The sequence below is a fragment of the Pseudomonas sp. BW7P1 genome, assembly GCF_024981055.1.
GTDB lineage: Bacteria > Pseudomonadota > Gammaproteobacteria > Pseudomonadales > Pseudomonadaceae > Aquipseudomonas > Aquipseudomonas bananamidigenes.
This window is the reverse complement of sequence record NZ_CP103374.1, coordinates 2,817,087-2,837,259: the sequence shown is the minus strand read 5'-3', so window position 1 is coordinate 2,837,259 and position 20,173 is coordinate 2,817,087. Positions and strand designations below refer to the sequence as shown.

General features: G+C 57.5%; 24 protein-coding genes and 1 riboswitch. Of the genes, 15 read left to right on the top strand and 9 right to left on the bottom strand.

Features of this window, described 5'->3' with window-relative positions; genetic code table 11:
- Positions 1–12: 12 nt before the first annotated feature.
- Together NWV16_RS12690 and NWV16_RS12685 are read left to right on the top strand one after the other, a co-directional pair.
- Positions 13–393 (top strand): hypothetical protein, encoded by a 381-nt coding sequence (locus NWV16_RS12690; RefSeq protein ID WP_260523310.1) that lies wholly within the window; start codon positions 13–15, stop codon positions 391–393.
- A gap of 358 nt (positions 394–751) precedes the next feature.
- Positions 752–1,111 (top strand): DUF6124 family protein, encoded by a 360-nt coding sequence (locus NWV16_RS12685; RefSeq protein WP_260523309.1) that lies wholly within the window; start codon positions 752–754, stop codon positions 1,109–1,111.
- An 81-nt stretch (positions 1,112–1,192) separates the two neighbouring features.
- Here NWV16_RS12685 and NWV16_RS12680 read toward each other — a convergent pair whose 3' ends face one another.
- Positions 1,193–2,173, bottom strand: coding sequence for a GyrI-like domain-containing protein (locus tag NWV16_RS12680; protein WP_260523308.1), 981 nt, complete (start codon positions 2,171–2,173; stop codon positions 1,193–1,195).
- Positions 2,174–2,343: 170 nt separating this feature from the next.
- Here NWV16_RS12680 and NWV16_RS12675 point away from each other — a divergent pair, with 170 nt between their 5' ends.
- Positions 2,344–2,766, top strand: a complete 423-nt coding sequence (locus tag NWV16_RS12675) for a DUF4952 domain-containing protein (RefSeq protein WP_260523307.1) — start codon at positions 2,344–2,346, stop codon at positions 2,764–2,766.
- Between the two features lie 234 nt (positions 2,767–3,000).
- On the opposite strand, the gene NWV16_RS12670 is transcribed toward NWV16_RS12675, so the two are convergent.
- From NWV16_RS12670 to NWV16_RS12655, 4 genes are all read right to left on the bottom strand, one after another.
- Positions 3,001–3,183, bottom strand: coding sequence for a DUF2256 domain-containing protein (locus tag NWV16_RS12670; protein WP_260523306.1), 183 nt, complete (start codon positions 3,181–3,183; stop codon positions 3,001–3,003).
- Positions 3,180–4,718 carry a cryptochrome/photolyase family protein gene (locus tag NWV16_RS12665; protein ID WP_260523305.1) on the bottom strand — a complete coding sequence of 513 codons (1,539 nt, stop codon included), beginning with the start codon at positions 4,716–4,718 and terminating at the stop codon, positions 3,180–3,182. Before NWV16_RS12665 ends, NWV16_RS12670 begins: the two co-directional genes overlap by 4 nt.
- Before the next feature lie 149 nt (positions 4,719–4,867).
- The gene (locus NWV16_RS12660; RefSeq protein WP_312846930.1) at positions 4,868–6,178 is read right to left on the bottom strand and encodes an ArnT family glycosyltransferase; all 1,311 of its coding nucleotides are present in this window, start codon (positions 6,176–6,178) and stop codon (positions 4,868–4,870) included.
- 332 nt (positions 6,179–6,510) lie between these two features.
- The gene (locus tag NWV16_RS12655) at positions 6,511–7,032 is read right to left on the bottom strand and encodes an inclusion body family protein (protein ID WP_260523303.1); all 522 of its coding nucleotides are present in this window, start codon (positions 7,030–7,032) and stop codon (positions 6,511–6,513) included.
- A 379-nt stretch (positions 7,033–7,411) separates the two neighbouring features.
- Here NWV16_RS12655 and NWV16_RS12650 point away from each other — a divergent pair, with 379 nt between their 5' ends.
- Positions 7,412–7,792, top strand: a complete 381-nt coding sequence (locus NWV16_RS12650) for a c-type cytochrome (protein ID WP_409519362.1) — start codon at positions 7,412–7,414, stop codon at positions 7,790–7,792.
- Positions 7,793–7,810: 18 nt separating this feature from the next.
- Here the strand turns inward: NWV16_RS12650 and NWV16_RS12645 are convergent, their stop codons facing one another.
- Entirely contained in the window at positions 7,811–8,314 is a 504-nt protein-coding gene (locus tag NWV16_RS12645; protein WP_065260033.1) for a hypothetical protein, read from the bottom strand.
- A 136-nt stretch (positions 8,315–8,450) separates the two neighbouring features.
- Positions 8,451–9,107, bottom strand: coding sequence for an O-methyltransferase (locus tag NWV16_RS12640; RefSeq protein WP_260523302.1), 657 nt, complete (start codon positions 9,105–9,107; stop codon positions 8,451–8,453).
- A 112-nt stretch (positions 9,108–9,219) separates the two neighbouring features.
- Here NWV16_RS12640 and NWV16_RS12635 point away from each other — a divergent pair, with 112 nt between their 5' ends.
- Positions 9,220–9,852 (top strand): TetR family transcriptional regulator, encoded by a 633-nt coding sequence (locus tag NWV16_RS12635; protein ID WP_260523301.1) that lies wholly within the window; start codon positions 9,220–9,222, stop codon positions 9,850–9,852.
- Between the two features lie 297 nt (positions 9,853–10,149).
- Positions 10,150–10,893, top strand: coding sequence for an NYN domain-containing protein (locus NWV16_RS12630; protein WP_260523300.1), 744 nt, complete (start codon positions 10,150–10,152; stop codon positions 10,891–10,893).
- 83 nt (positions 10,894–10,976) lie between these two features.
- On the opposite strand, the gene NWV16_RS12625 is transcribed toward NWV16_RS12630, so the two are convergent.
- On the bottom strand, positions 10,977–11,414 hold the full coding sequence (locus NWV16_RS12625; protein WP_260523299.1) for a DoxX family protein: 438 nt from the start codon (positions 11,412–11,414) through the stop codon (positions 10,977–10,979).
- 160 nt (positions 11,415–11,574) lie between these two features.
- Here NWV16_RS12625 and NWV16_RS12620 point away from each other — a divergent pair, with 160 nt between their 5' ends.
- The 9 genes from NWV16_RS12620 to NWV16_RS12580 all read left to right on the top strand — a co-directional run bounded on the left by NWV16_RS12620 (position 11,575) and on the right by NWV16_RS12580 (position 19,339).
- Complete coding sequence (locus tag NWV16_RS12620) at positions 11,575–12,492, top strand: LysR family transcriptional regulator (protein WP_260523298.1); 918 nt, start codon at positions 11,575–11,577, stop codon at positions 12,490–12,492.
- A gap of 48 nt (positions 12,493–12,540) precedes the next feature.
- Positions 12,541–13,446 (top strand): hypothetical protein, encoded by a 906-nt coding sequence (locus tag NWV16_RS12615; RefSeq protein WP_260523297.1) that lies wholly within the window; start codon positions 12,541–12,543, stop codon positions 13,444–13,446.
- 116 nt (positions 13,447–13,562) lie between these two features.
- Positions 13,563–13,769, top strand: a riboswitch (cobalamin riboswitch).
- A 90-nt stretch (positions 13,770–13,859) separates the two neighbouring features.
- Entirely contained in the window at positions 13,860–15,797 is a 1,938-nt protein-coding gene (locus NWV16_RS12610) for a TonB-dependent receptor plug domain-containing protein (protein ID WP_260523296.1), read from the top strand.
- Positions 15,797–16,156 (top strand): ferredoxin, encoded by a 360-nt coding sequence (locus NWV16_RS12605; protein ID WP_260523295.1) that lies wholly within the window; start codon positions 15,797–15,799, stop codon positions 16,154–16,156. Before NWV16_RS12610 ends, NWV16_RS12605 begins: the two co-directional genes overlap by 1 nt.
- On the top strand, positions 16,153–17,082 hold the full coding sequence (locus NWV16_RS12600; protein WP_260523294.1) for an ABC transporter substrate-binding protein: 930 nt from the start codon (positions 16,153–16,155) through the stop codon (positions 17,080–17,082). The genes NWV16_RS12605 and NWV16_RS12600 overlap by 4 nt, the downstream gene beginning before the upstream one ends.
- A gap of 99 nt (positions 17,083–17,181) precedes the next feature.
- Positions 17,182–17,406, top strand: a complete 225-nt coding sequence (locus NWV16_RS12595) for a hypothetical protein (RefSeq protein WP_260523293.1) — start codon at positions 17,182–17,184, stop codon at positions 17,404–17,406.
- Between the two features lie 100 nt (positions 17,407–17,506).
- Complete coding sequence (locus NWV16_RS12590; RefSeq protein WP_260523292.1) at positions 17,507–17,689, top strand: gamma-glutamylcyclotransferase family protein; 183 nt, start codon at positions 17,507–17,509, stop codon at positions 17,687–17,689.
- Positions 17,655–18,359 carry a phytanoyl-CoA dioxygenase family protein gene (locus NWV16_RS12585; protein WP_260523291.1) on the top strand — a complete coding sequence of 235 codons (705 nt, stop codon included), beginning with the start codon at positions 17,655–17,657 and terminating at the stop codon, positions 18,357–18,359. The genes NWV16_RS12590 and NWV16_RS12585 overlap by 35 nt, the downstream gene beginning before the upstream one ends.
- Positions 18,360–18,415: 56 nt before the next feature.
- A complete protein-coding gene (locus NWV16_RS12580) occupies positions 18,416–19,339 on the top strand; it encodes a helix-turn-helix domain-containing GNAT family N-acetyltransferase (protein ID WP_260523290.1) in 924 nt (307 codons plus the stop codon).
- Between the two features lie 159 nt (positions 19,340–19,498).
- Here NWV16_RS12580 and NWV16_RS12575 read toward each other — a convergent pair whose 3' ends face one another.
- Positions 19,499–20,050 carry a cytochrome b gene (locus NWV16_RS12575; RefSeq protein ID WP_260523289.1) on the bottom strand — a complete coding sequence of 184 codons (552 nt, stop codon included), beginning with the start codon at positions 20,048–20,050 and terminating at the stop codon, positions 19,499–19,501.
- Positions 20,051–20,173: the final 123 nt, after the last annotated feature.

Sequence of the window (20,173 nt, the reverse complement as noted above, 5' to 3'; positions counted from 1 at the left end):
AACCATATCTCAATGAAAGTCAAACTACAGAAGTTCCGGGGGCATTGGCTAACTGAACCACAGCTGACCAACGTCAAAGCCGCACTCTCCTGGCCTTTCAACGATCTACCCGTCGAATACGATTATGTGGCCGCGGAAGTCAGAGGCGTCGATCCTGACGTGCTCTACGAAATCCTTTATTCAGAGGTCGCGCCGGTGTGCTTCACCAACCTTCTGGCCGCTGTGCCCTCGGTATGGACTGGCTTCGATCCCGAGTCACTCAGAATCATGATCGAGCAAAGGCTGGCAGCCAGGGAGAGCAACTGGTTTCGCAGGCAGTTTGATAAGGCGTTGGTTCGTTGGCTGCAATACAACTACGGCTACATCTGGAAGGAGATTTCATCCAGGCTTTGAGCGCTTAAACAAACCGCGTTTAAAGCAACCCGCCGTAACTTCCCCAAGGCTACAACGCCTTGCGCCATTGCCTACGACTACGCCAGAATCCGCCGGCTTGTGCGTCTACGTCGCGGCTTTTATCGTTTTCCCGGTCACTGAAAAAACAGTGATGGGGTTTGGTAGCCCCGGATATCGTAGGTTGCATAAGCATCATGATGTGCAGTGTCTGAAAGACTCCGCGTTATGGTGGTCATGCACAGGGCGTCTTCGGGCGCGCCGGTTTCCTATGTCCCGGTCTACCAACCTGAGCATGGCCGCCACCCTTCGTTTGGTAGCGAAACGTGACGGCTCCCATTGATGACGTAGGAGCTACACCATGATCAAACCAACACCCAACCCACCCGAAACCGACCCGACCTCCCCTTACGAATTTCCCGATTCAAAGAAATTCCACGACGCCGCCGAGCGTGCGCTGGACCATTACCTCTCCCCGTCTTCCCGGGTGATGTCGTGCTGCATCGATCCCGAGCCGATGTTCCGGGCCAATCCCAAGTACAACACCGAAGCCCTGTTGGCCAATGCCAGCGAAAGCCTGGGTTCGGCCAACGAGATGTTGAACAACTTCGCGTCCACGCTCGATCCCTCGCACCGCAAGACGGCGTTGGGGATTGCGCAGGTGGTGATGGTGGCCGGGTTGGCGGTGAATCAGGCGCTGGATCACGTCGAAGTGGCGTAAGCGGCTGTCGCTAAAAACAGCCTTGAGCACCTGGCATCGCGCCAGGTGCTTTTCCTTCAGGGCCAATGACCCGCCCCTGCCCTACAGCGCCCGCACCGGAATGCAGATGTCACAGCTCATTTCACCGGTGCGCGGATCGAAAACGGTGGACGCCGTAAACCGCTCGAAAAATGGGCGGTCGTCGCATTGCAGGCCGCTGGACGGCATCCATTCGCGGATCAGCCATGTCCACGCGTTGGCCATGCCTTCAGCTTTCCCTTTGAAACTGGCGACGGCATACCGCCCACCCGGCAGCGCTTGCGTATCCACCTGGCCGCTGGCGACGAAATCCGCCGGCACTTCGACGCAGGCGTCATAGCGGCATTTGTCGGGTGGCGTGATCGAAGGGTCGTCATGACCGATGCCGTAACAGGTCCGGTCACCGAGGCCATGGGAATACATCCACGGCGTAATGGTGCTGCGCCAGAATTCGCCGATGGCCGGCCCGTAAGGCCCGATCAAACGTTGATACGCGACGCGTGCTTTGGGTAATTCAATAATGCGTACTTCCATGGCAATGCCTTCCGATAGCCGATTAGAGCCGTCAGCTTCGGCGAACGGCCACTCGGCCGCCTGATGGCGATTGCCGAAGACCTGATCAGGATTGCTCTCGTGGCTGCCCGCTGGCTGCCTGATCGCGGCCGCCTGAGCCTTCAGCCGCTGAGGCGTCGTGGCGCGCCAGGCTGAGGGCGTGCAGCCGAACTTGAGTTTGAAGGCCCGCGCAAACGCCTCGCCCGACTGAAAGCCAGTGGCCAACGCGATTTCAAGCACGGTTTCCCGGCTGCCACAGGACAGCCGCAACGCTGCCTTCTCAAGCCGTCGACGCTGCGCATAACTGCCCAGCGTTTCTCCCATCCATGCGGCGAAAATGCGATGAAAGTGAAAGCGCGAGAAATTGGCGATGTCGGCCAGATGCGCGCCGTCCAAAGGTTCATCAATGTGCGTGTCGATGTAGTTCAGTACGCGATTGATCCGCCGCGCATACTCGGCGCGGGAGGCTTGCGCAGAGGGTTGGTTGGTCATTCCGGAGGCACCGTCCATGTGGCTGTTGAAACGTTGAGATCCTGCGACAATCGTAGTTTGTTCCTTTCCAGTGAGGCTGAAATGGACGCATTTGGGCGTTAGCAGACACTCAATACATGTAGCCAGAAAGCAAAGGAAAGTACATCGGCACCCTGGTCGTGGAGAAATAGATGAAAACGTTGTTCCTTGGGCTCCTGTTCGGAGTGCTGTTTGTCCTGACCGGTTGCGCAAAGGCCGAACCGCATTGTGATGACTTTCTTGCGAAAATCAGTAAAAAGCCTGAATTCGTTGAGCTTCTATCATGTACGCAAGACAACAACATACAAGGTAAACCTTTCATTGCTCGTTACCGGATAAAAGGCACTGATGCGCTTGAAGCCGAGCGATACATGAATCAAAGCTTCGGCCTACCAAAGCTTCAACATATATGTTGTGGATGGGACTCAGCACCGTTTTTTTATCGCGACGAAAAAACACACTTGGGTTACATGTTGGGAATGGGATCCGAAGAGACGCCCGTTGATAAACGGGATTCGTGGTCAGAAATAAAGTATTTCTACATCAACGTTTCCTTCTTTACTGAAGACACGTGAGAAGTTGCCTGACAAAGCGTTGCCAAATGAATGGAAAGACGAACCCAATCTGTTCAGGCGAAATATAGGTGGGCGCAGGTCTCATCACCACGGCTCCCCGGTCAAGCTTCAGTGTCGTTGACGCGCCACGACTACAAGGCCTCTCTGGCCACGAACTTATATCTACCGGTGACAAAGGCTCGGTACCGACGGAATTGTCCTCGGTACCAGCAAACGGGGGCAAAACGACAGGAGCTATTTCACCTTCGTCGCGTCACTGCAACGCAATCCCGCACCGCCATCCATACTGGATTTACTACGTCGGCAACGCTCCGAGCAATAGCGCACGTCCTCCCAGCAGCGAGCCCATTTCTTCCTCCATGTGAATGGCAATCCGCAGGTCGCGCAGGTTTTGACGGGCAACTCGCTTTTTTTCACAGCGGCTCACCCTCGTCCAATTGCTTGAGCAACCACTCGCCGCGCTGCCAAAGCGCCTGTTGTCTGGGCTCAGGCATGCGGTCGAGGTTTTTGTAGATGATGCTCATGCGTTGATTGCCGCGCAGGCGGTCGCCGTGACGCATCAGAAAATGCCAGTAAAGCGCATTGAAAGGGCAAGCGTCGTCTGTGGTGCTTTCACTGACCTTGTACACGCAGCCACGACAATAGTCGGACATGCGCTTGATGTACTGGCCGCTCGCACAATAGGGTTTGGAACCGAGATAACCGCCATCGGCGTGCATGACCATGCCCAGGGTATTGGGCAGTTCCACCCAGTCGAAGGCGTCCATGTAGATAGCCAGATACCACTCACAGATGTCCTTCGGCGCGATACCGGCGAGCAGTGCGAAGTTGCCGGTGACCATCAGTCGCTGAATGTGGTGAGCGTAGGCATGTTCCAGGCTCTGGTTGATGGCCTGGCGCATGCAGTTCATCTGCGTTTGACCCGTCCAGTAGAACTCTGGAAGCGACCGCGTATTACCAAAGGCATTGCCGTGGGCATAGTCCGGCATCTTCAACCAGTAGACGCCCCGGACATACTCCCGCCAGCCGATCAGTTGTCGAATAAAGCCTTCGGCGGCGTTGAGTGCAATGTTGCCGGACCAATAGGCAGATTCCACATCGCTGCAAAGCTTACGAAGATCCAGCAAGCCGATATTCAGTGCCGCGCTGATCCGCGCATGAAACAGAAACGGCTCATCGCTGGCCATGGCGTCTTGATAGTCACCGAAGGCTGCCAGCCCCCAATCGAGAAAGTAATCCCACAAGGCCTGAGCTTCGGCGTGGGTGACCGGGTAGTCGAACGTGTCGAGGGCGCCGTAGTGGCCGGAAAAGTTGTCGGCCACTAACGCAAGCACCTCACGGGTGATTGCATCTGGCGTAAACCGGGCTGGCGAAGGCGGCCTGACGCCTTTGGGCAGGGCTTTGCGGTTTTGTTCATCAAAGTTCCAGGCGCCTCCGACCGGGCTGCCGTCGCCGTTGAGTAACAAATTGATCTTGCGGCGCATCTCTCGATAAAAGAACTCCATGCGCAGCTGCTTTTTGCCCTGCGCCCATTGAGCGAACTCGGCACGTGAGCAAAGAAAGCGACTGTCGCAATGCCATTTGATCGCCAGGCCACAGTCCCTGAGCGAATGCTCCAGTCGCCAGTCACCGCACTCTGTCATGTGCAGCTCACCCGGCTGCAGACGTGAGTGCCAGCGGTGCAATTCGCTCGGCACGGACCCGGTATTTTCCGGGTCATCGAGCGTGACGTACTGCACCCTGACGCCCCTCTGCCGCAAGGCTTCGGCGAAGTGGCGCATGGCGCTGAATATGAGTGCGATCTTTTGCGGATGATGAGGAACATGGCTGGCCTCCTCCATCACCTCGACCAGCAGCACCGTATCGCTGTGTTGATCCAGCGCCTGCAGAGAGGCGAGATCGAACGATAACTGGTCGCCCAGGACGAGGCACAATCGGCGAGTCTTGTTCATCAATCAGGTTCCAGTTGATGGGGGCGTTCAGGCTGACTGCGTAGCGTTGATCCACTGAACGGCTTTCCACAAGCGAGAGCCTGAATTCTTGTACAAGAACACGCAAATGTACAATTTTATTGCAAGAGATTGGCTGCCTCTACAGCCATTCACCAAAACCAGTACGGCAAAAACTTCGGCGTAGGCTCGATCATCAGTTCCAGGTGATAGGTGATCGGGTTGAAGAAAAACATATCCAGAATCAAAAACGCCCCGACCCCGAACGACAGCGTCATGAACTCGCGATACGGATGCTCGGCGAAATACTCGCGCTTGGCGTGGTAGAAGCTCAAAAATGCAATCAACCCCAGACCTGCACCCAAAAAGTTGGGCTGTAGCGGGACTTCGGCAAAGAGGTTGTAGACGCACACCGACGCCAGCATCCCCAACCCCAGCAGCGGCAACTTCAGGCAGAACTTCAGCAAGCCGTTTTTGGCGCGCACGAAGGCGCTTTCCTGGCTGACGAACAGGTACGCCGCCAGCAGGGAAATGGCCGGGGTGATTGCCAGGATGTAGCGTGCTTTCTTGGAGCTCGGGATGGTGAACAGCACCAGCAACACCAACAGCCACCCGGTGAGGTACAGCAGCAGGTCGATGTCTTTGTCGCGGGTCGAACTGAAGAACAGTTTGTACTTCTTCAAAATTACGTTGATGGCGTAAAACACCGTGAAGCCGTAGGTGAACAGGCCGGCGGAGAAGTAGAAGTAATAGCGCGGCGCGTGGTCGGAGCCGAAGCGCCCGATGCCCTGCATGTTCAGCACGTCGTCGAGGAAGGCTTGCCCGCCTTGCAGGTAGGCCGCCCAGGCCAGCAACGCAACCCCGGCGGCCAGAATCACGCCCGACAAGAATGAAAACACCAGCAACAGGCGCCATTGGCGGCTGAGGAAGTAATACGCCCCGATGACGCAGGCCGGCCCGATCAAACCGATCGGCCCGCGAAATGCAAAGCCCAGCGCCAACCCGACGTACAGAAACGCCAGGCGACGCGGGTCTTTTTTGATTTCGGCGGAATACGCCACGTAGAAGCACATCACCGTAAACAGCGCCGGGTAGATATCCAGCGCCAGCGAGTTCACGCCGTCGAGAAAGGCCCAGGTCAACAGGCTGAACAGCACGCCATAGGCGCCCCACCGCTTGCTGTGCAGCGCCCCCAGCCGATAAATGAACACCAGCATCAGGGACGCCGCCACGCAGGACGGAAAACCCATGGACAGAATGGACACCTGGCCAAACGGCAAGGACACCAGATACACCAGCAAGGTGTTGAGGACGGTGTAGTCGGGATAGGGTTTGAGGTCGTCAGCAATCGGGAACAGCGTGACGCCGTGCAGCAACATGTATTCGGCGAAGTCGACAAAGCGCGTGGTGTAGTTGAGGACAGCGGGTTTGTACTGCAACACCATGAACACGGCCAGTGTCATGAAGAAAATGCTCAGGCACGGATTTCTGGCAATCAGTCCTTTCAACGTGCCTTCCCGCCAAGTGCGCGCTACAACAAGCGGGGCATCAAATCGATCCATCGGTAACCCTTTAACGAAGTTGTTCTTTTTGGCTGAAATCCATTAAGTCCGATTGCACCGGGAATGATCGCCCGCTTACCGGAAAGTTGAATTTGAGACTAGTCCACGAAGGGCACTATTCAAGCATTTCGCGCCCCAACATTCCCTGAACGAGAGGGATGAAAGTCAATAAAAAGCCCGGCCCGATCCTCTTCACTGACGAAGAGTATCGGGCCGGGCTTTTTGCCGTTCAGTTACTGGTTATTGACGGTGATGTATGGGTCCCAGGTGTGGTCTGTGCCGATCTGGTTAAGGTCACGGTCGTACAGTGCGAACGTGATGGTGTACCAGAGTTTGCCTGGATTCAGAGCAGTGGCTTGCCACAGGGAATACGTCACGTCGGTTTTGGAAATACCGCCGGGCGCCCCCTTGTTCAGGTAGATCACCACACCGGGCACGTTGAAAGAGACCGGTACCGACATGGTGCCTTTGTAGTCACCGCCCTGATGAGGATCGCCGGGCTGGACGTTCTTGATCTGTGCAATGCGGTCGAAGTTGCGCGACAGCGTGGTGGCGCGCCAGCGGATGTTGTCGCCGGTTTTGACATCGATCCACAGTTCGTTGCCACCTTCGCCGGTGTTGCCGCTTCCATGCGGATCCACGGCATCACGCGTCACCAGCATGGAAATCGCACCACCGACATCGTTGGGATGGGCGATCAGGTAATCGGCATCGATATTGACGAGTACGTCATAGGTATTGGTCGCGCTGGACATGTTCCTGCTCCTTGTTGGAATGGCATGACGACCGCGCCCGCAAAGGCTGTCCGGCTCATCCGGTCCCTGGATGCGGTCTGCGGAGAACGATAGGAGATGGCAGGATGGTGTCAACGTGCGATCAGTTGACGCGAAAAAAGTGCAGCAAAATACGCCGCTGCCAAAGCGTTGATCCAGGACTGTCCAAGTCGATCCCCTCATCGATTACGAGGCATTTTCTGACACGTTGAACTGCTGAAAACGTATAGACGTTGCCGGTATTCACCGAATGGCATGTACCTGAAACCCCGCCATGCCCAATGACGACAGCAACAAGGAATATGGATAGTATGGCGGCGAGTTTTTCCAGCATTCAAAACGGACGAAAGCTGATTCCACAATGAAAACATCTCTCATTGTCTTGATGACTGTCGCTCTATCAACTCAGACAACACACGTCTGCGCCGATAACACCAACGGCAAGAATCTCTATATACAGCGATGCGCCGTATGCCACGGACCCGATATCAAGGGAACCGGCCCGTTGGCCAAAAAAAGCAATCCCCCTACTCCCGACCTGACAACACCCGCCTTCAAGAAACGATTGAGTGACTACCCGGGCGTGATCGTGTCCTCGATCATCCTTCGCCCGAACGGCGACCTGATCCCGAAAACTTTGCGCGAGAATGGCGTGAAAATCCCACCGCACGCCTGGAGCGTAAGCGATTTTCGCGATTTGAATCAGTACATGAACGATGTCATTTCAAGAAAGCAGCACTAAGTCGGGCAGCACTCCCCTTTAGCGTTCGTCGGCGTTTTTGTCGCTGCCCTTTATGTTTTCAATCAGGTCAACCACATAGTCCTGATTGAAGCCCGCCACGAATGACCAGAACAGCAACTTGGCGTAGGCCGCATACCCTTCCGCGTGTTGGCAAAAAATATCGTTGAAGATTTGCTTCAGACACTGAGGATCTTTATCCGGAGTGATCACCGGAAACAGATCGCCTCGAATAACGCCGGAAAGGAACAACAAATACAGGAGCCCTGCCAGAATCCCGCCGATGAACGAAGGCAGTATCAACGCGAACCACGAGCGGGAGAGGTTTTCGATTTCCGGGTCGGTGAGTGCTGACAATCGCCTGTGAAACCCTACATAACCGCCGATATTCCCGGCGATACAGACGATAAACGGCACTTTGTAATCAGGCAGGCTGTAAGTGACGGCAATCGCCAGCGCCAGCAAGGCGATGAACAGCCAGAATATGCGCTTCCAGATGATGTTGAGGTCTTCCTGACGATTCATGATCAACTCCTTGATCGCGACCTTGTGAGGACTCTTCAAACGATAGACCAATCCTGTCGCACACACGGAAGCCCGAACCGAAAAAGACCTCGAAGGTGCGCGTCTGGATCCGGGCGCACCTTCGCCGCGACCGTTGTCAGCCCAGGCGCATCGACACTTCGATGTCATCGGCAAACGGCACGCTCAGGTAGCCGTTCTTGGGCGAGCGCACATGAGCCAGGTATTCCGGGCAGTAGTCGGTGTTATCGGCAATCACCAGCGCACCAGGTCGCAGGTGCTTTTCAACCAGCTTCAACACGTCGCCATACAACGCCTTGGCGCCATCGAGCAGCAACAGATCGACCGTGTCCGGCAGGCCGCTCGCCAGGGTCACCAGCGCATCGCCTTCGCGAATGTCGATCAGGTCACTGACCCCGCCTTCGACGAAGTGATGCCGCGCCAGCTCGACTTTCGATGGTTCGAATTCGCTGCCGATCAGCACTCCACCGCCGTTATCCCGCAGGGCCGCTGCCAGGTGCAGGGTCGACAGGCCGAACGAGGTGCCGAACTCGACGATGGCTTTGGCCTTGATGCTGCGGGCGAGCATGTACAGGAGTTTGCCGGTGTCTCGGGAAACGGGCAGCCACAGGTCTTTGAGCATTCCATAGAGTTCGCGGTATTCGGTTTTGCTGTGCATCAGGCGTTCGCGTTCTTCGTTGGACACGTCATTCAGAGCCGGGCTGGTGGCGGCGCTGGCCTGGGTGTAGAGGCGTTCGATCAGGGTGGCCAGAGGTTCGGCGGTCAAGGTCGTCATGGTGGTTTTCCGTCGGTTGAGGGCTAAAATGCGAATGATTCGTCGCGTTTAAATGATGCGAGCGAATGGCCCGCTTCGCTATTCGCATTCCCGCCCGACACCCGAGCCGCCCATGACCGATCGCCAGACCGCCCGTATTTCCTCACGCAAACAGCCGCAACAGGCTCGCTCCACCGAGCTGGTGGCGGCGATTCTCGAAGCGGCTATTCAGGTTTTGGCCAGGGAAGGCGCGGCCCGTTTCACCACCGCGCGGGTCGCGGAGAAGGCCGGGGTGAGTGTCGGGTCGCTGTATCAGTATTTCCCGAACAAGGCAGCGATTCTGTTTCGATTGCAGAGTGATGAGTGGTTGCAGACTACGCAGATGCTGCAGCGGATTCTGCAGAATCAGGATGCGCCGCCTCTGGAGCGCCTGCGCACGCTGGTCCATGCGTTTATCCGTTCGGAGTGTGAGGAAGCGCAGATGCGCGGTGCCTTGAGCGACGCGGCGCCGCTGTATCGCGATGCGCCAGAGGCCCACGAAGTACGGGCGACGGGCAAGCGCACCTTTGAGGCATTCATGGTTGAATTGTTGCCCGAGGCCAGCGAGCCGAGCCGTGTTCAGGCCTGTGACCTGATGCTGGCCACGCTCAGTTCGGTGGGAAAGGATTTTTCACTGACCCCGCGCACCGACGAAGCCATCACGGCCCGCGCCGAAGCGATGGCAGACATGTTTTGCGCCTATGTGGCGTCTCTCGACGCCAGGTAAGGCTGTCGATGCTCCGTCGTCAAACTACAGCCCCCTGCGCAAAAACCTACAAATACGTCAGAAAGCGCTGGCTTGTGGGCCAGATCCTCAGGTTTTATCTTTCTCCCTCACTGCTCATCGACAACATCTAGAGCACATTCAAGATTGATGGCTAGCCCTTGATCAAAACGAAGAAGACGCGATTGACGACACTGCCATCTCTCACTAATCTGCCCCCATCCCGCCCAAGGCAGTAAGCCGTCCTAACCATCCAGGACGTGCCAAACCCTTGGGCGTTTTTGTTTTCAGGAAGAACGTATGCCCAGCGCAGTTCTGGTTGACGGTGCCTACTTCATCAAAAGATTTCGAAGGATTGAGCCCCACAATGCATTCAATGCCGAGCGTGCTGCCGATCTGGTACACCGATGGGCAACCGCTCACCTGACGCCCAGAATGCTCACTCGTCCGAATGGACTGCATGCAGGGCTGCGACAGCCCTTTAGAAGAGAACTTTACAGAATTTTCTTCTACGACTGCCCTCCTCTGGACACCAAACAACATAATCCCATAACCAGGAAGCTCGTGGACCTCTCAAAGTCCCGAGAAGCGCTTTTTCGTAGAGAACTGCACCTTCGATTGCGTAGCAAACGCAAACTGGCATTGCGGCTGGGGCATTTGTCGAAGGATGTGAAATGGACGATCAAACCCGCCAAAATCGCCGAACTGCTCAAAGGCAAAATTCAAATTTCAGATCTGCTCGAAACCGATGTCAGCATAGAGACTCGACAAAAAGGCGTAGACATGAGAATTGGCGTCGATGTCGCTTGCCTTTCGTTCAAGCAACAGGTCGACCAGATCATCCTGATCGCTGGTGATGCAGACTTTGTGCCGGCGGCGAAGATGGCTCGCCGTGAAGGCATTGATTTCATACTTGATCCGATGTGGCAAAGCATTCCTGAGGGCTTGATGGAACACATTGACGGGCTGCGTTCCACCTGTCCAAAACCTCCGCCAAGACCCGCCATCAATGACAGCTGCAAAGCCTTGCTCTCAGAATATTGAGAACCAGTCTAGACGGCTACTCAGCGTAACTCGCAAACAACAAAACGCCGCAAGGGACTCCCGTCCCTCGCGGCGTTCGTTTTTCAGCGGCGGCGAGCGTCGAGGCTGAAGCGACCGGCACCGAAGGCCACGACTTGCAGCAGGCCGCCGGCCATGGCGATGTTCTTGAAGAAGTGGATGAACTGGTTCTGATCACCCAGCGCATTGTGGAAGGCCAGTGCGGTGAACACGCTGAACGCGGCCAGCACAGCGGCGACAGTGCGGGTGCGGTAGCCGGCGATCAGCGCCAGGCCACCACCGATTTCGACGATGACAGCCAGTGCCAGCGCCACTTGTGGCAGAGGCAATCCGACCGAACTGATGTAGCCGATCATCATGGCCGGAGCGGCCAGTTTGGAGAAACCGGAGAGGATGAAAATCACACTGAGCAGGACGCGGCCGATCAAGGCAACCGAGGCTTGCCTGGTGTCGGAAGCGTTATGTGCAGCAGTTGCTTGAGCGATGTTTGCAGAAGTAGCCATGGAGTATTTCCTTCAATTGGGGTCCGGTTCGACTTGAACCGTCCGGATGAAGAAATGTTGCGCCTCGGCAGCTCATCTGAATAGCCGACTAATTTAGATCGTTACGTTCGAAAAAATAGGTAAGCTGCTCAACCAGTCAGAACCATTCAAGGACACCGGCATGATCTCCGACCCGGGCACTCCGACACTCGATCAGCTTCGCGTATTCCTGACCGTCGTCGAAGTCGGCAGTTTTGCGGGGGCGGCGCGCAAGCTTCACCGGGCGACATCGGTCATCAGCTACTCGATTGCCAATCTCGAAATGCAGCTGGGCGTCAGCCTCTTCGACCGGGAAACCACCCGCAAGCCGCAGCTCACCGACGCCGGCCGCACCGTGCTGGCCGAAGCCCGGACCATCGCCAACGGCGTGCACGGTTTGCGCGCCAAGGTCAAAGGCCTGCTGCAAGGGCTGGAGGCCGAAGTGCATGTGGTGCTCGACGTGATGTTGCCCGCCGAGCGCGTGGTGGATGCCTTGAAATCCTTTCGCGAGGCATTCCCCACCGTCGCCCTGCATCTGCACATGGAAGCACTCGGCGCCGTGACCGAGCTGGTGATCAACCGCGGCGCGGTGGTCGGCGTCAGCGGGCCGATGAACGATGGCATCAACGGCCTCGAAAGAATCGGCATCGGCAGCGTGGAGCTGATCCCCGTGGCGGCGCCGAATCATCCTTTGGCATGCACCGAAGCCAATATTCCCGGTGCCGGTCGCGAGCACACGCAACTGGTGCTGTCGGATCGCTCAGAGCTGACCAGGGACAAGGATTTCGCCGTCCTCAGCAGCCGCACCTGGCGTCTGGCAGACCTGGGCGCCAAACACATGCTGCTGCGCGAAGGCATCGGCTGGGGCAACATGCCCAGGCCGATGATCCAGGAAGACCTGGACAGTGGCCGACTGGTGAAACTGGACCTGCCGGAATACCGCAGCGGGCAATACACCTTTGATGCGATCTACCGCACCGATGTGCCACCGGGCCCGGCGGCGCGTTGGCTGATCGAGCGGTTCGTGCAACAAAGCCAGGCGCAGGTGACGGTTGTCTGAAGCGCCCGCGAAAACCAATTGATATTTCACTGAAAAAAAGAGCACGACATGGAGTTATCGTTGATCAAAGAAATGTTCGAGTATTCGGCTTACGCCATTCTCGGAATTCTGGGTCTGTTTATTTGCTTTTGCTGGTTATTCGTTTGGCAAAGTCGTTTATTGCCAAGTCGGTTTAATGATATTCATTGGAAAAGAGTTGATTACGCCTGGATCATCGCAGGCTCGTTGGGCCTTGTATTTCAATTTATCCAGGTTGGCCTGGACTCAAAGCTCTCAAATCTAAGAGTGGAAGAAACCTTTGGTCAGCTTTCTGCCCAGTCCCTGAATATCGCAGCAGACGAATTAAGCGATGCCACAATCTGCTTGCCAGTTTCAACGGAAGAAGACTTGGCGAAAGAGTCAGCCCGGCAGCTAGCTGGCGCCTGCAATCTGTTTCAAAAAATTCGTCCTGCCAACCGCGTAAACACTGAGGTAGACATAAATATTTTCAGGAATTACGACAGCGTTTTCCCAGAAGCTGAAAAATTTACCAATCCGCTGATAGTTGAACGAATGAAGCGCTTCAAACAAGCTTACGCAGATTACAAGGAGCAAAAAGGCTCAATAGACAGCACGAAATATGCTGCCAAAGTCTACGAACGGTATCTGAAATTTTTGCAATACCTGGCTATCCCGCTTCTGGCTGGTGCCGTTGCGCTCAGACTGACGAAGGTCAAGGGGGAAATAAGATTAAAAACACACCCTATCGAAAAAAAAACGGAAGACTCCATCGCCCAAGAAGCATTGGCCAATGCGATAAAGGGGTTGGCAACCTCGGCCCAGCTCAACGAGCTGGTCGTCAGGCTCAATAAACTCGAAAGCTCAAACCGGCTCAGGCTGAACATCATTTTCATCATGATGTTTGTACTCGCCGCGGCGATTATTTCAGCGTTTATGCTCTCGAACTTCCATTAGAACCAGAGCCCCGATGATGCAAGTGTCGGCGTTCGCCTCATGCGCACGTCTGCACATCGACTCTGCAGGAGCTCTCACACCACAAGCGAAGTTGACGAGCGCCCACCCGGATGTTCAGATGCCGCCCTGTTTCAGGTGTCCCATGCCGCCGTGCATGGGGTGAAACGGGAAACCGGTACGTTCCTTTCGAACAAGTCCGGTGCTGCCCCCGCAACGGTAGGCGCGTGATGCTTTCGACAGACCACTGTGGCCAGACGGCCATGGGAAGGTGAAAGCCTCCAGACGCGCGAGCCCGGAGACCGGCCTGAAATGCTTTTGGCAAACTCCTGCGGTGGGCGGGCATGGGCCGGTGTCGGCGCGTGCGCGATGCCTTCTCCTGCATGCTCTTCTGCGAAGATCCTTTCGAGAAGACGATGATCAATCCTTTCAACACCAAGGCTCCATCCCTGTTGCTCGGCTGCCTGTTCAGCCCGCTGCTGCTGGCCGATGACACGCCGCTGCAACTCTCCCAGCAAATCATTTCCGCGCCGTCCGTGGAGTCCACCACCGTCGCCGACATGGCGCAATTCGGCAGCAAGGTCGAGATCGTCACCCGCGAGCAGATCGAACGCGCCGGCCCCGGTGCCGATGTCAGCCGCGTCATGCAAATGTTCATTCCCGGCCTGTACGTCGCGCCGAAAAACGGCCCGTTCGACTACGGCACCTACTCCCTGCTGGGCGGGCGCAATGACGACACGCTGATCCTGCTCGACGGCGTGCGCCTGAACAATCGCCTGTACGGAGGCTTGTACCTGGACACCCTGCCGGCCAACGCCATCGAACGCATCGAAGTGCTCAAGGGCGGGCAGAGCCTGCTGTTTGGCACGCAAGCCGTGTCCGGCGTGATCAACATCGTCACCCGCAGCCCGCAGAGCCGACAGGCCTCCGGCGAAGTGAACATGGGCGTGGATACGTTCGGCGGCACCACCGAGGATGCGCGGGTCGAGAACATCTTCACCAACGGTTTCGGCGACCTGGGCCTGCTGGCCTACGTCAGCCATAACGTTTCGGACGGCTATCAGCCGTTTCGCAATCGTGACATCCGGAACAGCAGCGAAAAGAACCGCGCCTACGAGGTCACGACGTTCGGCGGCAAGGCGATTCAGTCCTTTGGCGATGACACGCGCCTGGAACTGTTCTACCAGTACGCCGACGCCAACCTCGATTTTGCCCGCCCGGTGGACAACCACAAGACCACCAACGACCGCATCCAGCAGATCGCCACGGCGACCTTCGAGCAGAACGTCAACGAACGTCTGAGCTACTTCGTCAAAGGCCACATCAACGATTGGGACACCCGCTACACACGCATCAACAACACCACTGACGGTGGCACCCGAACCATCAATCACAACGACTACTGGGGCTTCACCGACTGGGGTGTACAGGCCGAAGGCAAGGCTGAATTGCCCGGCGGTCATGTGCTGGTGTTCGGTACGGACAACCAGTGGTTCAAGGGCCAGGACGACGTGCTGATCATCGACAACGACAAGGCCGAAGCCCACGCCTTCTACACCCAGTTACGGCCGAAGATCGATGCCCTGCCCGACTGGCATCCGAGCATCGGCATCCGCCACGAAGCCATGAGCGGTGGCGACAGCGCGACGGTCGGCATGCTCACTTCGCTGTATGACCTCAATGAAAACTGGTCTGTTCGTGGGCAGTACGGCACCGCCTACAAACTGCCCAACGCCGAGCAACTGTTCGTCAACGAACCGGGCGATGAACTGGGCAACCGCAACCTGAAACCGGAGAAAAGCCGCAACGCCGAACTTGGCCTCGACTACAAAGGCCTGCTGATCGACCGTGAGTTCAGCGCCAGTGTCACCCTGTTCAAGCGCAAGATCGATGACCTGATCACCCTCGATGACATCCAGTGGGTCAACGGCCAGGGGCGGATCCAGATGCGTGGTTTCGAGGCGGACGCGAAACTGGCACTCAACGAGCAATGGAGCCTGCAGGCGGACATGACCCGCAACCTCACCGAATCCCGCGCTGGCGTCACACTCAACGACGTGCCGAGCTTCTTCGCCCGTTCGCGCATCGGTTACGAGTCGGTTGACCGGATGTGGGGCGCCGGTGGCGCAATCCGTTATATCCGCGATGTGATCAGCGCGAAACAGGTCGAGTACGGCCATTACTCGGTGGTGGATGCCGATGCCTATCGCTACCTCGACGGTGCTCATCAGCATCGGGTGAGCCTGCTGGTGGAAAACCTGTTCGACCGCGACTACGTCACCAGCCGTTCGAACAACGTCGACAACCTCGGACGGCCTTTCACCTCCGAAGTCCGCTACACGTACCGTTTCTGATGGCCGAGATCAAAACCATCGACGGCGTCGACACGCATCCGGACTGGTCGCACGTGCCCGAGCATGCGCGCCACGTGTTTCTCTGCACCGGCCCGCGTTGCACTCAGCGCGGCGCCTTGCAGCTATGGAAAACCCTGCGCCGGCACTTGCTGACCCACGACCGCATCGAGACACCGGGCGGCGTTTTGCTGACCCGCACGCACTGTCAGTTCCCATGCAACCTGGGGCCGATCGTGACGGTGTACCCGGAGACGTGCTGGTACGGCGTGCGCAGTCACGCGGATGCGCAGCGACTGGTCGAGGTGCATCTGGTGGGCGGTGAAGTGGTCGAGGATCTGCTGATCAGGTCGCGCTCATGAGAATGCTGTGTTTGCTCGTGGGCGCTCTGCTTTGCGCTTCTCCGGCTATGGCAGATGAATACCGCAATTGTGGCGAGACCTGGCACCTGCCGGCCTCGCCACCATCGCGGATCGTTGCCCTCAATCAGCATGCGGCGGATCTGCTGCTGGCGCTGGGCGCGGGTCCGGCGCTGTCGGGCGTCGCCTATCTGGACGACACCGGTGTGCCGCAGTCCGAATATTTCGGCGTGCCAGTGATCTCGCCCCGCTATCCGTCGAGCGAAGTGCTGTACGCGCAGAAACCGGATCTGGTGGTCGGTGGATTTGCGACGGCGTTCGGCAACGGTGTGACATCGCGCAGCGGATTGGGGCGCAACGGCGTGGCTTCGTACTTGCTCGAATCGGCCTGCAATGGGCACTCACTGGACTACTTCGAACACATCCGCAATGACCTCGCGACCCTCGGTGCATTGCTGCACAGACAACAACGCGCTCGGGAACTGAGCGATGCGATGGATGCCGATCTGGCACAGGCCAAGGTTTCAACCCGTTCGGGCAAACCGCTGTCGGTTTTTTATCTGGACAGTGAGGTCAACGGTCTGGACAGCGAAGGCCGACGGGGTTTCGTCACCCCGCTGCTGGCCGCCGCCGGGGCGCGCAATCTGCTGGCCGACATCAACCAGTACCGGGTCACGGTAAGTCGCGAAACACTGCTCGCCAGTGACCCGGACGTGATCCTGCTGGCCGATGCGCAGTGGTCGCCGGCCAGCCGCAAACGCCGGCTGTTGATGCAGGACCCGGTGCTGTCGACCCTGCGTGCCGTGCGTGAGGGAAGGATGATCGATATTCCCTTCACTCATCTGCTGCCTACGGTGAACAGCGGTAGTGTGGCACTCGGATTGGCGCAACAGTTCAGAGCACTTCGGGTGATCGAAGCCAACCATTGACTGCGTCGATAACGATCATTAACTCAATGAAATTCTCATATCAAATCCGAAGCGTAGGATCTGCTCCATACCCACCCACTGCACACGGAGTACAGAACCATGAAACGCCAAACCCTTATCGGTATCGCCTTCTCGCTCTTCGCCCTGAATGCTTTTGCGGCGACTGAAACCGACCCTCTGTTCAGCGACGCGGTTGCCGCAGCCACTCAAACCGACCCATTGTTCAGCGACGCGGTTGCTGCTGCGACTCAGACCGATCCACTGTTCAGCGATGCCGTTGCCGAAGGTGGTTCCGACCGTCTGATCGAAAGTCGTAACGCCTGAATGCAGGGTTTTACCGCAGCACTGGACGAAAGCCCGGCCTTATCCGCCGGGCTTTTTTTATTTGGGGACAGATCTGTTTTTCTAATCACCGGGTGACGGCATGATCTGTGGGGATGGCGATGTCATCGAAGGCTATATTTTCTCGTCAGAAAACTTCCACCTGCACTGGGCGGCGCTCGATGAGTTTGAAGGCGCCGAGTATCAGCGGGTTTTGACCAGGGTGACTCTGGATGACGGGACGGCAATGGATGCCTGGGTCTACGCCCTGCGCCAGGCAGCTTGATCAAGACGGCTACGCCCTGCTTCGCCGTGCAGTCCCGGCGGCATGGCTGGCGGAGCTTCGGCACACATTCGACACCGGCATAAAACCCTCAAGCGAATGGCCCGTGCCCCGCGGAACGGACTGGCGCCATTCGCTGCTGGACACCGATTCGACCGTACAGGCCGTGTGTCGGCTGCCCCCGTTGCTGGCCGTGGTGGGTCGTTTGATCGATGAGCGCTTCTTTCTCTCCCAGGTCGAGGGTCGCGAGCCCCTCGCCAACGGCGGCCACCAGCAACTGCACCGGGACTTGTCGGCGCAACGCCCCGGCGATACGGCCATTGCACTGGTCTACCTCGATGACTACGGGCCCGAAAACGGCGCCACCCGCCTTGTCCCCGGCAGCCATCGCCCGGCGCCCGGCGCACCGCCCGTCGACTTCGCCGACGAGTCCCGGTCTGTACAACTGACCGGCAACGCGGGCGACATCCTGATCTTCGATGCCGACCTGATCCACGCCGGCAGCCTGAACCCCACCGGTGCTCGCCGTCGCACACTGCTGATCACTTATTTTTCGCAAACGCTCTACGCATCACACCTGGAAACGGTGCGCCTGAGGAACATTCGAATGGACACCAGCGAACGGTTCGACCCTGCGGAGTTTGCCTTGGCGAATCCCGGACAATTCATTTGACTTGGTTGCCTTTGGCAACTATATAGTTGCCAAAGGCAACCATTTGAGTATCCGCCATGACCACGCCCATTCTCATCGAACGCGCCGACACCGTCCGCCAGTTCAATCGTTTTTACACCCATCAGATCGGCGTTCTGCAGGAACACCTGCTGCAGAGCGACTACTCGTTGACGGAGCTGCGCATCCTCTACGAACTGGCCTGCGGCGGCGATCTGACCAGCGCCGACCTGCGCCAAATGCTGGGCCTGGACGCGGGTTACATGAGCCGGATCATCAGCGGCTTCGACAAAAAAGGCCTGATCCGGAAAGTCCCTTCCGCCACCGACGCCCGCGCCAGCCTGTTGCACATTACCGATCTGGGCCGCGAAATCCTCGCCCCGCTGGAACAGGCTTCGCGACATGAAGTCATCACCCTGCTCGAACGCCTGGCCGAACCGCAGCAGCTGCAACTGATCGCCGCCATGAAACAGATCCAGACGTTGCTCGAGGGCGGCAACGCCTCCACCTGGCTGCTGCGCGATCCACAACCCGGTGACATGGGGCTGGTGGTGCAGCAGCAGACCGTGATTTATACCCGCGAATACGGCTGGAACTCGGAGTTCGAAGCGCTGGTGGCCGAGGTTGTGGCCAGATACCTGCGCGAGTTCAATCCCAAAAACGAACGCTGCTGGATCGCGGAAAAGGACGGCACGGTGGTGGGGTCGGTATTCGTCATCCGACATGACGAAACCACGGCAAAACTGCGCATGCTGTATGTGGACGCCAGTGCTCGGGGGCTGGGGATCGGCAATCGGCTGGTCGAGGAATGCCTGCGCTTCGCCCGGGACGTCGGGTATAAAAAGATGATTCTGTGGACGACCAGCAATCTGGTGGATGCGCGCAAGTTGTATCAGCGGGCGGGGTTTGAATTGGTGGAGGAAGAGCCGATTCACAGCTTCGGGAAGGATCTGGTGAGTCAGACGTGGGCGATTGAGTTGTGAACCTGATTCCGACGTCGAACGCTCAAGCATTGCGCAACCGACAACATGAACCCCTCCCCTCTGTGGCGACCGGAAGGCAGACAGCGACAGAAGCAATGAGCATGGTCCCGAGCTGACACCTTGTTTGACAGCTCGGGACCAATGGCCGCGATCCGCGCGTCAGGAATGGTTTCGGCCGATCCACATGCGGGTCAGCGTGTTGTCACGAACCCAGTAGTGGTGAAACAGCCCTGCGGCCGCATGCAGACCGATCAACCAGTAACCGGTGCTTCCCAACAGTTCATGCCAGTACTTGAGTCGTTTGGCGAACTCAGGATCGATATCCACCGGTGCCGGGACATGGAAGCCGAAGTACGGGAATGGTTTGTCGGCAGCGGCCAGCATCAGCCAGGCCAGGATCGGCGTGGCGATCATCAGTACGTATAGCGCGAGATGCATCAGGTGCGAGATGCCGGTCTGCCAGGTTGGCGGTTTGGGGGTGATCGGCGGGCGTGGGGTCAGGCGGCCGAGCAGACGTATCCAGACCAGGGCAAAGATGCTTGCGCCGAAAATCCCGTGCCAGCCCATCAACATGCCACGGGCTTCGCTGCCCCTGGGCATGAAACCTTTGATTTCGACACAGGCATAAACGCCGACGAACAGCGCGAGCATCAGCCAATGCAACGTAATTGACAGTTTTCCATAACGGGTTACGGCAGTGTCGTGGGTCATAAGAAATGCCTCGTGATTGTCTTGAGCAACGGTCTGGTTCACTCGACCGTCTCGATACGGCTGCAAGGCAAGCCGCGGGTGCCACCCTGCCTTTGCAGTCTTAAGACAATCTGAAGATTGCCC

Coding starts and splice junctions, on each gene's coding strand:
- NWV16_RS12600 (WP_260523294.1), top strand. CDS start 16,153: ATGAGAATGCTGTGTTTGCTCGTGGGCGCTCTGCTTTGCGCTTCTCCG.
- NWV16_RS12650 (WP_409519362.1), top strand. CDS start 7,412: ATGAAAACATCTCTCATTGTCTTGATGACTGTCGCTCTATCAACTCAG.
- NWV16_RS12605 (WP_260523295.1), top strand. CDS start 15,797: ATGGCCGAGATCAAAACCATCGACGGCGTCGACACGCATCCGGACTGG.
- NWV16_RS12655 (WP_260523303.1), bottom strand. CDS start 7,032: ATGTCCAGCGCGACCAATACCTATGACGTACTCGTCAATATCGATGCC.
- NWV16_RS12690 (WP_260523310.1), top strand. CDS start 13: ATGAAAGTCAAACTACAGAAGTTCCGGGGGCATTGGCTAACTGAACCA.
- NWV16_RS12645 (WP_065260033.1), bottom strand. CDS start 8,314: ATGAATCGTCAGGAAGACCTCAACATCATCTGGAAGCGCATATTCTGG.
- NWV16_RS12680 (WP_260523308.1), bottom strand. CDS start 2,173: ATGACCAACCAACCCTCTGCGCAAGCCTCCCGCGCCGAGTATGCGCGG.
- NWV16_RS12630 (WP_260523300.1), top strand. CDS start 10,150: ATGCCCAGCGCAGTTCTGGTTGACGGTGCCTACTTCATCAAAAGATTT.
- NWV16_RS12595 (WP_260523293.1), top strand. CDS start 17,182: ATGAAACGCCAAACCCTTATCGGTATCGCCTTCTCGCTCTTCGCCCTG.
- NWV16_RS12640 (WP_260523302.1), bottom strand. CDS start 9,107: ATGACGACCTTGACCGCCGAACCTCTGGCCACCCTGATCGAACGCCTC.
- NWV16_RS12585 (WP_260523291.1), top strand. CDS start 17,655: ATGCCTGGGTCTACGCCCTGCGCCAGGCAGCTTGATCAAGACGGCTAC.
- NWV16_RS12660 (WP_312846930.1), bottom strand. CDS start 6,178: ATGACACTGGCCGTGTTCATGGTGTTGCAGTACAAACCCGCTGTCCTC.
- NWV16_RS12675 (WP_260523307.1), top strand. CDS start 2,344: ATGAAAACGTTGTTCCTTGGGCTCCTGTTCGGAGTGCTGTTTGTCCTG.
- NWV16_RS12665 (WP_260523305.1), bottom strand. CDS start 4,718: ATGAACAAGACTCGCCGATTGTGCCTCGTCCTGGGCGACCAGTTATCG.
- NWV16_RS12635 (WP_260523301.1), top strand. CDS start 9,220: ATGACCGATCGCCAGACCGCCCGTATTTCCTCACGCAAACAGCCGCAA.
- NWV16_RS12575 (WP_260523289.1), bottom strand. CDS start 20,050: ATGACCCACGACACTGCCGTAACCCGTTATGGAAAACTGTCAATTACG.
- NWV16_RS12610 (WP_260523296.1), top strand. CDS start 13,860: ATGATCAATCCTTTCAACACCAAGGCTCCATCCCTGTTGCTCGGCTGC.
- NWV16_RS12625 (WP_260523299.1), bottom strand. CDS start 11,414: ATGGCTACTTCTGCAAACATCGCTCAAGCAACTGCTGCACATAACGCT.
- NWV16_RS12615 (WP_260523297.1), top strand. CDS start 12,541: ATGGAGTTATCGTTGATCAAAGAAATGTTCGAGTATTCGGCTTACGCC.
- NWV16_RS12590 (WP_260523292.1), top strand. CDS start 17,507: ATGATCTGTGGGGATGGCGATGTCATCGAAGGCTATATTTTCTCGTCA.
- NWV16_RS12685 (WP_260523309.1), top strand. CDS start 752: ATGATCAAACCAACACCCAACCCACCCGAAACCGACCCGACCTCCCCT.
- NWV16_RS12580 (WP_260523290.1), top strand. CDS start 18,416: ATGACCACGCCCATTCTCATCGAACGCGCCGACACCGTCCGCCAGTTC.
- NWV16_RS12620 (WP_260523298.1), top strand. CDS start 11,575: ATGATCTCCGACCCGGGCACTCCGACACTCGATCAGCTTCGCGTATTC.